Annotated in this window: 12 protein-coding genes; 7 read left to right on the forward strand and 5 right to left on the reverse strand. The window is 69.7% G+C overall.

Annotated features, from left to right (window positions below; translation table 11 throughout):
* A partial coding sequence (locus FNH24_RS06205) for a hypothetical protein (RefSeq protein ID WP_152361296.1) occupies window positions 1-224 on the reverse strand: 224 nt, incomplete at its 3' end.
* Between the two features lie 807 nt (window positions 225-1,031).
* A complete protein-coding gene (locus tag FNH24_RS06210) occupies window positions 1,032-2,063 on the reverse strand; it encodes a Gfo/Idh/MocA family protein (RefSeq protein WP_152361297.1) in 1,032 nt (343 codons plus the stop codon).
* A gap of 36 nt (window positions 2,064-2,099) precedes the next feature.
* On the opposite strand from FNH24_RS06210, the gene FNH24_RS06215 reads away from it, so the two are divergent.
* Both FNH24_RS06215 and FNH24_RS06220 read left to right on the forward strand, forming a co-directional pair.
* Window positions 2,100-2,747, forward strand: coding sequence for an SIMPL domain-containing protein (locus FNH24_RS06215; protein WP_152361298.1), 648 nt, complete (start codon window positions 2,100-2,102; stop codon window positions 2,745-2,747).
* Between the two features lie 119 nt (window positions 2,748-2,866).
* Window positions 2,867-3,538 carry a serine hydrolase domain-containing protein gene (locus FNH24_RS06220; protein ID WP_217428066.1) on the forward strand — a complete coding sequence of 224 codons (672 nt, stop codon included), beginning with the start codon at window positions 2,867-2,869 and terminating at the stop codon, window positions 3,536-3,538.
* On the opposite strand, the gene FNH24_RS06225 is transcribed toward FNH24_RS06220, so the two are convergent.
* Both FNH24_RS06225 and FNH24_RS06230 read right to left on the reverse strand, forming a co-directional pair.
* A complete protein-coding gene (locus FNH24_RS06225) occupies window positions 3,519-4,904 on the reverse strand; it encodes an MFS transporter (RefSeq protein ID WP_217428067.1) in 1,386 nt (461 codons plus the stop codon). The genes FNH24_RS06220 and FNH24_RS06225 overlap by 20 nt on opposite strands.
* 11 nt (window positions 4,905-4,915) lie before the next feature.
* Window positions 4,916-6,367 (reverse strand): MFS transporter, encoded by a 1,452-nt coding sequence (locus tag FNH24_RS06230; protein ID WP_217428068.1) that lies wholly within the window; start codon window positions 6,365-6,367, stop codon window positions 4,916-4,918.
* 108 nt (window positions 6,368-6,475) lie between these two features.
* On the opposite strand from FNH24_RS06230, the gene FNH24_RS06235 reads away from it, so the two are divergent.
* The 4 genes from FNH24_RS06235 to FNH24_RS06250 all read left to right on the forward strand — a co-directional run bounded on the left by FNH24_RS06235 (window position 6,476) and on the right by FNH24_RS06250 (window position 11,608).
* A complete protein-coding gene (locus FNH24_RS06235; protein WP_152361300.1) occupies window positions 6,476-9,883 on the forward strand; it encodes a pyruvate carboxylase in 3,408 nt (1,135 codons plus the stop codon).
* 142 nt (window positions 9,884-10,025) lie between these two features.
* Window positions 10,026-10,748, forward strand: coding sequence for a tyrosine-protein phosphatase (locus FNH24_RS06240; RefSeq protein ID WP_152361301.1), 723 nt, complete (start codon window positions 10,026-10,028; stop codon window positions 10,746-10,748).
* Between the two features lie 32 nt (window positions 10,749-10,780).
* Window positions 10,781-11,305 carry a hypothetical protein gene (locus FNH24_RS06245; protein ID WP_152361302.1) on the forward strand — a complete coding sequence of 175 codons (525 nt, stop codon included), beginning with the start codon at window positions 10,781-10,783 and terminating at the stop codon, window positions 11,303-11,305.
* A 9-nt stretch (window positions 11,306-11,314) separates the two neighbouring features.
* Window positions 11,315-11,608: a MazG nucleotide pyrophosphohydrolase domain-containing protein gene (locus tag FNH24_RS06250; protein WP_152361303.1), complete on the forward strand. Its 294-nt coding sequence runs from the start codon at window positions 11,315-11,317 to the stop codon at window positions 11,606-11,608.
* Here FNH24_RS06250 and FNH24_RS06255 read toward each other — a convergent pair.
* A complete protein-coding gene (locus tag FNH24_RS06255; RefSeq protein WP_152361304.1) occupies window positions 11,589-12,368 on the reverse strand; it encodes a helix-turn-helix domain-containing protein in 780 nt (259 codons plus the stop codon). The genes FNH24_RS06250 and FNH24_RS06255 overlap by 20 nt on opposite strands.
* A gap of 71 nt (window positions 12,369-12,439) precedes the next feature.
* Between FNH24_RS06255 and FNH24_RS06260 the strand changes: the two genes are divergently transcribed.
* Window positions 12,440-13,354 (forward strand): phytanoyl-CoA dioxygenase family protein, encoded by a 915-nt coding sequence (locus FNH24_RS06260; protein WP_152361305.1) that lies wholly within the window; start codon window positions 12,440-12,442, stop codon window positions 13,352-13,354.
* Window positions 13,355-13,447 lie beyond the last annotated feature (93 nt).

Below are 13,447 nucleotides of genomic sequence, written 5' to 3' on the forward strand. Positions count from 1 at the left end.
ATGCCGCGGGAGCGTTCGCGGCCGGGTAGGGCGGTCGTGTTGTGGTCGAGGGCGTCGCCGGAGTGCAGATCGGCCCAGTGGGCGGCGATCTGGAGTTGGTTGGACTCGGCCCGCCGCTGCAGGGCGAACGCGGTGTTGGTGAAGCCCAGTGTTTGGTCGGTGTCGAGCGTGGGCAGGTCGATGACGACTCCGTCGCCGTCGATCACCGCAGCCCCCGATTCCATACCTGCAACGCTATCCGGCACCACTGACACTCTGTTCGACCACGATTCCGGGACCGACCCGGCCGCGATCCGGTCTGCCCTTCGACGGGCTCAGGGAACGAAGCGAGATCGCCTGCCTGCTAGCGGTGGGAGATCGACCAGTGGTGAACGGTGGAGGGTATGCCCGCTGTGCAGTCGCTGCAGCGTCGCATGGCCGGGTGATCGTTCCGGCTGGCTTGGGTGTTCGTTCCCTGAGAGCCCGGAGCTACCGATGGGCGCCTGCTCCGCGGGCATCGATTGGTCGTAGGGCGATAAGAAGAACGCGCTAAGGACAGGCGGCGAGCCGGGGACTCGGCTGAAGTGGCCGGCTTCCGGTTGGTGCGCTGGACCCGGGGCGGCGAGTGGACACTTTGGCCAGGCAGAACGCAGAAATCGTGGCCAAAGCGTCCACTCACCGCACGAACCGACCTCGGGCGGCCGAACCCGACCACCACAACCGTCCGGCAGCCGGCCGCGCCGCTCGAACCGCACCAACCCGCCCGTCCTCGGTGCGTCTTTCGGCTTCCAACGGCCCAGAAACCGGAACCTTTTCCGGCTCCTCGCCCCCTCGTCCGCCCTCGCGCCGGCGACGTACCAGCGCACCCCTCGGGTGCCGCTCGCTACGGCGCCCATCGGTGGATCCAGGCTGAGCCTGTCGAAGCGCCGTCCTGAGCTTGTCGAAGGGGGCAAAGGTCGGATGATCTTGCGGTGCTGGAGCGGTGGGCGAGCTGGTTTGCCCTTCGACGGGCTCAGGGAGCGAAGACCGCTACGGCGCAGAGTTGATCATGATCAGGAGAGTTCGCTGAGGATTACGGTTCGTCGCTCGCGGATGCTGCGCCAGACTGCTTCGGTGAAGATCATGTAGCGGAGGCCGTCGGCGAAGGTGGTGCGGCGGATCGGTTCGGTGCCGCGGATGGCGCCGATGAATTCCTCTTCGACCCGCCAGCCGATCCCGTCCGGGATGTCGATGGGGGATAGTTGATCATCGTCGCGACGGCCGCCGAAGAGTCCGCCGTCGCTGATCCTCAGGGTGCCGTCGCGACCGTACAGCCAGATCCCGTTCGGCGGCGCGTGCCCGATCACCTGGGAGATGCCGATCCGTAGTTGGGCGCCACAGGTCAGGGCGCCGATCACGTCGAGGTGATCGGGGACGTCGACGGTCTCGAATCCGCCGTCGGTCCCGGGGCGCCGGGGGTTCACGATCTTGCCCGCGGCCATCACCCAGGACGCTTCGCCGACCCAGCGCAGCAACGGCTCGTACCAGATGCCCAGGGTCATCAGGTTGACGCCGCTGATCTCCGTGTCCTGGCGCCAGGTGCGGGCGGCGCCGGGATCGGCGAAGCCGGACCGTTCGGTGATCTCGACGGCCACCAGGTCACCGAGGAAACCTTCGCCGATCAACCGGGACACGGTCGCGTCGAGCGGCAGGGTGAACGGCGACGGCACCACCTGGGTGATCAATTGCGGCTGCCGTTCGGCCGCACTGATCATCCGGCGGGCCTCCGCGACGTTGCGGGCCAGCCGGGCCTCGCACAGCACATGTTTGCCGGCCTCCAGCGCGGCGATCGTGACCCGGGCGTGCAGGTTGGGCCAGGTGCCGATCACGATCGCGTCCAGGCTGTCGTCGGAGATCAACTCCGACCAGTGCCCGTACACCGTGTCGATGCCGAACTCGTCCGCCACGGCCTCCGACGACGCGACACTGCGGTTGCTGACCGCGACGACCTCGACCCCGTCGATCGCCTGCAGTTTCGGGATGTGGTGCAGCTTGGTGTTGCCCCCGGCGCCGACCACGCCGACACGGATCACCGAATCGATCATGGACACAATCTACGCATCTCGATGTAGCTTCTGAGTATGACCACACCGATCGTCACCGTCCGCGGCGAGGCCGAGCTCGAGGTGCCGCCCGATCTCGCCGGCCTGCGGGTCACGCTGCACGGCTCCGGTCAGGACGCCCGCGCGGTCTGGGCCGAGCTGTCCAAGACCGGTGCCGACCTCGGCCGGACGCTTGATCAGCATGCGGCGGCGATCGAGGAGCGGGCCACCACCGGCGCCCAGGTCAGCCCGGTGTTCGGCAAGCGCGGCCAGAGCAAGATCACCGGTTATCGGGGCAGCCAGCACACCCGGGTGGTGCTGCACGACTTCGACGCGTTGTCGCCGCTGCTGCTGGCGATCGCCGATCTGCCCAACGGCCAGGTCGACGGGCCGGACTGGTCGTTGCGCCGGGACAATCCCGCCTTCCGGGCGGCCCGGCTGGCGGCGATCGAGGATGCCCGGGCCCGCGCCGCCGACTACGCGGCCGGCTTCGGCGGCCGGGTCGCCGAGCTGATCGAGATCAGCGACACCGAGGCCGGCTACGGCGGCCCGCGGCCGGTGGCGATGTTCGCCCGCGCCGGTGGGTCGGTGGCCGACCAGATCGAGGTTGACCTCGAGCCGCAGCCGCAGCAGGTCTCCGGCCAGATCATCGTCCGCTTCGGCCTGGCCAGCGTCTCCATCGGCTGAGTTCATGATCACCGCCGCGGAACGGGTCGACCAGGTCGCGGCCGAGACCGGGTCAGCTGACCTGGTCGACGCCGGCCCGGACCGTTGTCGGAGCTGATCTTCCGCTGATCGCCGACGACGTGACGGTGGAGCACCTGCTGGCGCATCGGTCCGGGATCGGCGACTACCTGGACGAGGAGACCGACTCGGCCGAGGACTATCCGATGCCGGTCTCGGTGCACCGGCTCGCCACCACCGAGGATTTCCTGCCGGTGCTGGACGGCTACCCGACCAAGTTCCCCCGGGTCGCCGGCGCCGGCTATCACGAGCTGGTCGAAGAGCTTGTCTGCCGGCCGGCCGGCATGAGCGACAGCGCGTTCCTCCGCTCCGATGATCTGCCCGGACGGGCCGCCGTCGGATACGTCGAGATCGACGGGCACTGGCGGACCAACGTGTTCCACCTTCCGGTCCGGGGCACCGGCGACGGTGGGCTCTACACCACCGTCGCCGACCAGCACCGGTTCTGGGCGGCGCTGTTCGCACACAAGATCATCACCGCGCCGACCCTGGACCGGATGCTGCAACCCAGCCCGACCTCCGATCAGGAGGGTGAGCCGCGGTACGGTCTCGGCTTCTGGCGACCGGCCGGCGGCGACCGGGTGATGCTCGTGGGGATGGATGCGGGTGTCTCGTACCGCAGCGTCCACGACCCGGCGGCCGGCGCGACCTACACGGTCATCGCCAACACGTCCAACGGCGCCTGGCCGACCAGCCGCTGCCTGGATGCGATCCTCAACGAACCCGACGGGTGAACCCGACGACCGCGGTGATCACCGCCAAGATGATCAAGCCACCGATGACGGCGAAGGCCAGGTGGAAGCCGGCCAGCCCGCCGCCGGCGACGAGCACCGTCGCCACCACCGCGACCCCGGCCGCGCCGCCGACCTCACGCATCGTCTCGATCAGGCCGGACGCCAACCCGGTGTCCTCCTCCGACACCCCCGACAGCGCGCTGATCTGCAGCGCGGGCTCACAGAGGCCGAAGCCGATCCCGGCCGCCAGGAAGGCCGGCAGCAGGTCGATCGCGAAGTTGCCATCGGCCGGGATCCTGGTCAACCACAGCGCCGCCGCGGCGAACAGGGCCAGGCCGACCAGCAGCAGCGTACGGACTCCGACCAGGCCGGCAAGCCGGCCGCCGATCATGGCCACCGGCAGGATCGTCGCCGTCGTCGCCAGCCAGGCCAACCCGGCCAGCAGCGGCGAATAGCCGAGCACCTGCTGCATCAGCAGCGACCCGGTGAAGATGAACGCCAGGAAGCCGCAGGTGGCCAGGAACGCGGTCAGATTGGTGATCACCAGGCTCCGGTTGCGCCAGGTCGAGGGCGGCACCAACGGCGCCGGCGACCGGGCCTCGATCCGGGCGAAGATGATCAGCAACGCGACCGACGCCGCAAACAGCGCCAGTGTGGACAGGGAGAGCCAACCGTGCCCGGAGCCGTGATGCAGGGCGTAGACGAAGAGCAGCAGACCGCCGGTCACCGTCGTCGCCCCGGCGACGTCGAGCCGGGCGGTCCGCCGGCCGGGGCGGTCGGCCGGTAGGAAGACCAGCGCGAGGATGATCATGGCGATCCCGACCGGAAGGTTGATCAGGAAGGCCCAGCGCCAGCCCGGACCGGCGGTGAGCAGCCCACTGGCAACCACACCGACAGACGCGGCGACACCGCCGACGGCGCCGAAGAAGCCGAACGCCCGGTTGCGCTCTTGGCCCTCGGCGAAGGTCACCGCGAGCAGCGACAGCGCGGCCGGTGCGATCAGCGCGGCACCGAAACCCTGGACGGCCCGAGCGCCGATCAGGACGGCGGCGTGCTGGGCGGTGCCGGCCAGCAGCGAGGCGACGGTGAAGGCGGTCAGACCGGCGACGAAGATCCGCCGCCGACCGAGCTGGTCGACCAGCCGGCCCCCGAACAGCAGGAACCCGCCGAGCAGCAGCCCGTACGCGACCATGACCCACTGCACCGCGCCGGGACCGACCCCGAGATCGGTCTGGATCGACGGCAACGCGACGGCGACGATGGCCATATCGAGGCTGATCACCGCCTGGGCGGCGCACGCCAGCCCCAACACCAGGCCCGCGTGGGCCACCCGGGCGGGAGCCGGCTGGGTTTCGACCTTGGACATGACACCCTCCTTCAAGAGATCCGCTTTGCCCCACCGACGAAGGAACCGGCGTCGGATCGACATCCGCGGGCGAATCCGATCGCGGCGGTCAGCGCGGCCAGGAGAGCCAGCAGTCCGATGAAGCCGAAGGCCAGGTGGAAGCCGGCCAGCCCGGCCCCCGCCACCAGCACGGTGGCCACCGCCGCGACACCGGCGGCGCCGCCGACCTCACGCATGGTCTCGAGCAGCCCGGAAGCCAGCCCCGCGTCGGCCTGGGAAACGCCCGACAGGGCACTGATCTGCAGGGCGGGGCCACAGAGCCCGAAGCCGAACCCGGCGGCCAGGAAGGCCGGCAACAGGTCGGTCAGATAGCTGCCGTCGGCCGGGATCCGGGCCAACCACAGCGCCCCGGCCCCGAACAGCGACAGGCCGACGAGCAGCAGCGGCCGGACGCCGACCACGGCGGCCAGTCGGGCGCCGACCAGGGCCACCGGCAGGATCGTCGCCGTCGTGGCCAGCCAGGCAACGCCGGTCAGCAGCGGTGAATAGCCCAGCGCCTGCTGCATCAGCAACGACCCGATGAAGATGAAGGCCAAAAATGCGCAGGTGGCCAGGAACGCGGTGACGTTGGCGACGACGAGGGTACGGTTCCGCCAGGTCGCCGGCGGCACCAGGGGAGCCTGCGAGCGGGCCTCGATTCGGACGAAGATGATCAACAGCCCCACCGCCGCCGCGAACAACCCCCACGTCGAGACGGAAACCCAGCCGTGACTGGCGCCGTGGTGCAGGGCGTAGACGAGGAGCAGCAGACCGCCGGTCACCGTGGTCGCCCCGGCGACATCCAACCGGGCCGTCCGCCGGCCGGCATGATCAACAGCGAGGAAGACGAGCGCGAGGGTGATCATCAGCGCCCCGGCCGGAATGTTGATCAAGAAGGCCCAACGCCAGCCGGGTCCGCCGGTGAGCAGGCCGCTGGCGACCACGCCGACCGACCCGGAGACTCCGCCGACGGCGCCGAAGAAGCCGAACGCCCGGTTGCGCTCGCGCCCCTCGGCGAAGGTGACGGCGATCAGCGACAGTGCGGCCGGAGCGATCAGCGCGGCGCCGAAGCCCTGCACGGCCCGGGCCGCGATCAACACCCCGGCGTTCGGCGCGACCCCGGCCAGCAGCGACGCGGCGGTGAAGATGGCGAGCCCGGTGACGAAGATCCGTCGCCGGCCGAGCTGGTCGGACAGCCGGCCGCCGAACAGCAGGAAGCCGCCGAGCAGCAGTCCGTAGGCGACGATCACCCACTGCACCGCGCCGTGACCGACCCCGAGATCGGTCTGGATCGACGGCAACGCGACGTTGACGATCGCCATGTCCAGGCCGATCATCGCCTGGGCGGTGCAGGCCAGGGCCAGCACCAGCCCGGAGCGGACCCGCCGCGCAGGCGCTGCCTCGGTGCGGGTGACGGCCTTCGGCTGGGTCTCGACGCAGGTCATGACGCGCTCCTTCAGTAGCTCCGATTTGCCCCACCGACGACGCGGCCGGTCTCAGATCGACATCACCCGGGAAGGGATTTCGGAACGGCGGCAGATAGATTCACAGGCATGTTCGCCAAGGTCTTGGTCGCCAATCGGGGCGAAATCGCCGTCCGAGCCTTCCGTGCCGCGTACGAGTTGGGGGCGGCCACCGTCGCCGTCTACCCGTACGAGGACCGCAACGCCGTCCACCGCATCAAGGCCGACGAGGCGTACCTGATCGGCGAGAAGGGGCACCCGGTCCGGGCCTACCTGGACGTGGCCGAGATCATCCGGGCCGCCAAGCAGTGCGGCGCCGACGCGATCTATCCCGGTTACGGCTTCCTGAGCGAGAACCCGGACCTGGCCAGGGCCTGCGACGAGGCCGGCATCACCTTCATCGGCCCGCCGGCCGACGTGCTGGAGCTGGCCGGCAACAAGGTCCGGGCGCTGGCCGCGGCCAAGGAGGCGGGCATCCCGACGCTGCGCTCCACGCCTCCGTCGGACGATGAGGAGACCCTGCTGGCCGGGGCGAGCGAGATCGGCTTCCCGGTCTTCGTCAAGGCCGTGGCCGGCGGCGGTGGCCGCGGCATGCGCCGGGTCGACACCCCGGAGGCGCTGCCCGAGGCCCTGGCCGCGGCGATGCGCGAGGCGGAGGGCGCCTTCGGTGACCCGACCGTTTTCATCGAGCAGGCGGTCGGCCGGCCGCGGCACATCGAGGTCCAGGTGCTGGCCGACAACACCGGCGAGACGATGCACCTGTTCGAGCGGGACTGCTCGATCCAGCGCCGGCACCAGAAGGTCGTCGAGATCGCGCCGGCGCCCAACATCAGCGAGGAGCTGCGGGCGGCGCTGTGCGCCGACGCGGTGAAGTTCGCCCGGTCGCTCGGCTATTCCTGCGCCGGCACCGTCGAGTTCCTGGTCGAGACCGAGGGCGAGCGGGCCGGTCAGCATGTCTTCATCGAGATGAACCCGCGGATCCAGGTCGAGCACACGGTCACCGAGGAGATCACCGACGTCGACCTGGTCCAGGCGCAGCTGCGGATCGCCTCGGGGGAGACACTCGAGGATCTCGGGTTGAGCCAGGACGTGGTCCGGATCAACGGCGCCGCGCTGCAGTGCCGGATCACCACCGAGGACCCGGCCAACGGCTTCCGCCCGGACACCGGCACGATCACGGCCTATCGTTCGGCCGGCGGTGCGGGGGTCCGGCTGGACGGCGGCACCGCGGCCACCGGCGCCGAGATCAGCGCCCACTTCGACTCGATGCTGGTCAAGCTGACCTGCCGCGGTCGTACGTTTCCGGCCGCGATCGCCCGGGCCCGGCGGGCGCTGGCCGAGTTCCGGATCCGCGGTGTCAGCACCAACATCCCTTTCCTGCAAGCGGTTCTGGAAGATCACGACTTCCTCGCCGGCGACGTCTCGACCGGCTTCATCGAGCAGCGGCCGGAGCTGCTGACCACCCACGCCCCGGGCGACCGCGGCACCCGGCTGCTTCGCTGGCTGGCCGAGGTGACGGTCAACCAGCCCAACGGCGAACCGCCGACCCTGCTCGATCCGGGAGAGAAGCGGCCGGCCGGCGTCGACCTGGCCCAGCCGTCGCCGCACGGCTCCCGGCAGCGGCTGCTCGAGCTCGGGCCGGAAGGCTTCGCCGCCGACCTGCGCGCCCGGACCGGGGTCGAGGTCACCGACACCACGTTCCGGGACGCGCACCAGTCGCTGTTGGCGACCCGGGTGCGGACCAAGGACCTGCTGCGGATCGCGCCGTACGTCGGCCGGATGACGCCGGAACTGTTCTCGGTCGAGTGCTGGGGCGGCGCCACCTATGACGTCGCGTTGCGGTTCCTCAACGAGGACCCCTGGGAGCGGCTCGCGGCGCTGCGCTACAACATGCCCGGGCTCTGCCTGCAGATGCTGCTCCGCGGCCGGAACACCGTCGGCTACACGCCGTATCCGGCCAAGGTGACCAGCTCGTTCGTGGCCGAGGCGGCCGAGGTCGGGATCGACATCTTCCGGATCTTCGATGCGCTGAACGACGTCGAGCAGATGCGGCCGGCGATCGAGGCCGTACGCGAGACCGGGACGACCATCGCCGAGGTCGCGCTCTGCTACAGCGGTGACCTGTCCAACCCGGGCGAGGACCTCTACACACTCGACTACTACCTCCGGCTGGCCGAGCGGATGGTCGAGGCCGGGGCGCACATCCTGGCGATCAAGGACATGGCCGGGCTGCTCCGGCCGCCGGCCGCCCGCACCCTGGTGTCCGCGCTGCGGGACCGGTTCGACCTGCCGGTGCACCTGCACACCCACGACACCGCCGGCGGCCAGATCGGCACGCTGCTGGCCGCGGTCGACGCCGGAGTGGACGCGGTCGACGTGGCCAGCGCGCCGATGTCGTCGACCACCAGCCAGCCGCCGGCCTCGGCGCTGGTCGCCGCGCTGGCCAACACCGAGCGGTCGACCAATCTTGATCTTCGCGCGGTGATGGACCTGGAGCCGTACTGGGAGGCCGTACGCAAGATCTATCTGCCGTTCGAGTCCGGTCTGCCCAGCCCGACCGGCCGGGTTTATGATCATGAAATCCCGGGTGGTCAGCTGTCCAACCTGCGGCAGCAGGCGATCGCCCTCGGCCTCGGCGACAAGTTCGAGCAGATCGAGGCGATGTACACCGCGGCCAACAGGATCCTGGGCCGGCCGACCAAGGTCACGCCGTCGTCGAAGGTGGTCGGTGATCTTGCTCTGCACCTGGTCGCAGTCGGCGCCGACCCGGCCGACTTCGCCGAAAACCCGGCCAACTACGACGTCCCGGACTCGGTGATCGGCTTCCTGAACGGCGAGCTGGGCGATCCGCCCGGCGGCTGGCCGGAGCCGTTCCGGACCAAGGCCCTGCAGGGGCGGAAGGTGCCGGCGACCCGCGGCGAACTGAACGACGAGGACTCCGCGGCGCTGGACAAGCCCGGTCGGGACCGCCAGATGACGCTGAACCGTTTGCTCTTCCCTGGCCCGACCAAGGAATTCGAGGCCGCGCGCGAGACGTATGGTCACGTCGGCCGGCTGGACACCCTGGATTACCTGTACGGCCTGCGCTCCGGCGACGAGCACGTTGCCCGGCTGGGCAAGGGCGTCAGTTTGATCTTGGGCCTGGAGGCGATCGGCGACGCCGACGAGCGCGGCATGCGCACCGTCATGTGCACGCTCAACGGCCAGCTCCGGCCGATCCGGGTCCGCGACAATTCGATCAAGGTCGACGTCAAGGCCGCAGAACGGGCCGACTCGAGCAATCCGGGCCACGTCGCCGCGCCGTTCGCCGGCGTCGTCAGCGTGACCGTCGCCGAGGGTGATCAGGTCGAGGCCGGCGCCACCGTCGCCACGATCGAGGCGATGAAGATGGAAGCCTCGATCACCGCCCCGATCGCCGGCACGGTGCAACGCCTCGCCATCGGCCGCGTCCAGCAGGCAGAGGGCGGCGACCTCGTCCTGGTCATCAACCCCTCATGACAGACCTTCGCCCCACTTGCTCGCTCTTCGCGCCATCTGTTTAGGGGGCGAGGGTCGAGAAGGTGGGGCGAAGGTGGGGTCGCCTCTGGTGATCAAGCCGGCCTGGCTGGACAGCGGGACTGCCATCATGATCAGCTGAACTGTGCCGACATCGCAGATCCTGGACTGGCCCGACTGCATCAACGTTCGTGATCTTGGGGGATTGGCGACAGCCGGCGGTGGGCGGATCGCGGCCGGGGCGTTGATCAGATCGGACAATCTGACCCGGCTGACCGAGGCTGGGATCAAGATCGTCCGGGAGGCCGGGATCGGTCGGATCCTTGACCTCCGATCAGCGGCGGAGTGCGAGCACGACCCGTCGCCGTTCGCCGGTGAAGCGCTGCACTGCAACCGAATCCTGGCCCGGCCGGATGATCCGTGGGACCCGGCGTTGCGCCTCGGCGAGAACTACGTGATCAACCTGGACCTCAATCCCGACCTGTACGCCGCCGCCGTCGAGGCGGTCGCCACCGCTCCGGCCGGCGCTGTCGTGGTGCACTGTCATTCCGGCAAGGACCGGTCCGGCACGGTGGTGGCGCTCGCCCTCAGCCTGGCCGGAGTGTCGGCCGAGGCGATCGCGGCCGACTATGCCGCGGTCAGTGAGCAGACCCGCGCCCTCTTCAACGAGTGGCTCGCCGCGGCGACGGATCCGACCGAACGTGAGCAGTTGGCCGAGGAGCTCAGCAGTCGGCCGGAGACGATGATCGCGATGCTTGATCATCTCGACAGCGGCTACGGCGGCACCGAGGCCTACCTGCGGCGCGGCGGACTCGGCAGCGAAGCCGTCGACCGCCTGCGGTCCCGGCTGATCGAGTCGGCCGGCTGACCCGGACCCCCCCGGACCACTATCCTCACCGGGTGACCGTACCTGTGCAGAGTCCGGACCTGACCCGGCCGCGGGTCGCCCTGGTGCTGATCGCCGCGATGGTGCTCGCCCCGCTCGGAGCCCTGATCTGTGGTCTGATCAGCTTCGCGACCATGATGGCCGGCTGGGATCACCTGCCGTTCCGGTTCCTGTTCTACACGCCGGTCGACTTTCCTTATCCGATTCGGCCGGAGCGCCTGCTCTTCACCCTGCTCGGCCTGGTCGTCCTGGCCGCGGTGGTGCTGCTGATCACCTGGCTCGTGACGCGGGCGGCGGACCGGCGACGCGGCTTCGCGGCAGTCCTGTTCGGCACCTGGTTCGCGGCGATCGCCGGTGGCTGGCTGGCCACGCTGGCGACCTTCCCGGTGATGATGATCTTCTACCAGTACCCGGCCGAGAGGATCCCTCTGCTGCTCGCGGGACAGGTCGGCGCCGGTGGTGGTTGGGGGCTGTACTGGGGCTGGCTGACCGGGCTGGTCTGTGCCCTCATTTTCACCGCCAGCAACCGGAAGTCGTAGGGTCGGACCATGGAGTTGCGTGAACTGTCCGATCAGGTCGAGATCCGGTCGGAGTCCTACGGCCGGCACTTCGGGGTCGAGCGGACCCCGGAATGGATGATGCTGAAGCTGAACGAGGAGGTCGGGGAGTTGACCCGCGCCTTCCTGATCCGCACCGGCCAGTCTCGTGATCACGGGTTCAACGTCGAGGACGCCGACGACATCCTCGGCGAGGAGATGGCCGATGTGTTCGCGCACGTGCTGCTGCTGGCCCGCCACCACGGCGTCGACCTCGAGGCCGAGGTCAAGAAGAAGTGGCTCTGATCCGGCGGGGTGAATCGCCCAGCCAGGCGTGACAGAAGTTGTTGAAGTTCTGCAGGTCGTGGATGCCGACGCTGGCCGCGATCGAGCCGATCGATTGAGTCGTCTCGGTCAACAGGTGCCGCACCCGGTCTGAGCGGCGCCGCCGCAGATAGTGCCCGACCCCGGAGCCGAACCGCTGCTGGAACAGCCGGTTCAGGTGGCTGGCCGAGAGGTGGGACGCCCGGGCGATGTCGTCGACCCTGATGGTCCGGGCCAGGTTGGCCTCGATGTACGCGACCGCCTCGGCCACCGCGGGATGATCACCGGCGGCAGCCGGGTCCGGTCGACCGCCCCGGACCGCGGCCCGCCAGAGGATCGCCCACAGCTCGGCCGATCGCCGGGCCGATCCTGCCGTGATCACCGCGGTGAGCCGGGAGCGGATCGCGGCGGCCTCGTCACCGAGATCCTGGATCACCGGGGCCGGCACGGCCGGGCCGCGAGCGGGCAACCGCAGGTGGGCGTAGAGGTGTTCCGACGGCCCGCGATAGCGGAACTCCATCGGCGTGCCGGCCGGGATGATGCTCAGCGAGCCGGGACGGATCGGATGGACGACGCCGTCCACCCTGACCTCGGCCCGGTAGTCGTACAGGTGCACCGAGCAGAGTTCGGGCAGCAGCCACTGCTCGACCGGCTCCCGCACGCCGTGCCGGCCGAGGCCGATGGTCACGACCCGGGGCGGGCTCTCGATCCGTAGTGCGACGGTTGAGCCGGAATCGGACATGATCGGTTTCTACCACTGATCGATCGGTCCGGACCACGTGCCGGAGGCCCGGATTTCGTACGCTCACGGGCATGAGAGCAGCGATCAGCCGCAACGATGATCAACTCGGCAACGTCCGGATGCGCGCCGGCAACCACGGCAGCCTGACCGCGGCCCAGGTCGAGCAGTACGACACCGAGGGCTATCTGGTGATCAACGACCTGCTCTCCGACGAGGACATGGCGCCGGTCCGAGCCGCGCTGACCGAGAAGGTGGACCGGATCGCGGCCGAGCTGCTGGCCGCCGGCAAGATCACCGATCCGCTGACCGGGATCGGGTTCCCCTACCGGCTGGCCCGGCTGTTCGACGGGCTGACCGGCGACGACTTCCTGCAGTACGGGCGCAGCTGGCGAGACCGGATCGCCGGCTACCACACGCTGATGAGCAACCCGAAGGTGCTGGACGCGGTGGAGAGCCTGATCGGCCCGGAGATCTTCGCCAACCCGGTCTACAACGTCCGGCCCAAGGTGCCGCGGATCGCGGCCGGCGCCGTGCCCTGGCACCAGGACAAGTCCTATTGGCCGGACGCCAACTCCAACCCGGTGATCACGGTCTGGATCTCCTTCGTCGACGCGACCCTGGAGAACGGCTGCCTGCACGTCTATCCGCGGACCCAACGACACCGGGTGATGAACTTCGAGGCCGAGCAACGATCCGGGACCGGCTACCTGACCCTCGGCGCCGACGAGCTCGAGCTGGAGCCCGCCCGCGTCGTGGCCCTGCCGGTGCCGGCCGGCGCGGCGATCCTGTTCAACGACCGGCTGGTGCACAGCTCGACCCCCAACGACGCCGATCACGTCCGGTGGAGCGTCGACCTGCGCTATCAGCCGACCGATCAGGACCCGATGCCGCAGCACGGCGCCGGCTTCCTGGCCCGGAGCCGGCAGCACCCGCAGCGGGTCGCCACCCTCGATGACTGGCTGGCCGAGCGCCCGGAACACCCGTAACCACCAACGCCCGGAAAGTACGTAGAACAACGGATCACACGGCGGGCCGAAAACTCCGATACTGGCAGAACCAACCATCGGGGGGAGCGACCC

It is taken from the genome of Microlunatus speluncae, assembly GCF_009299835.1.
GTDB lineage: Bacteria > Actinomycetota > Actinomycetes > Propionibacteriales > Propionibacteriaceae > Microlunatus > Microlunatus speluncae.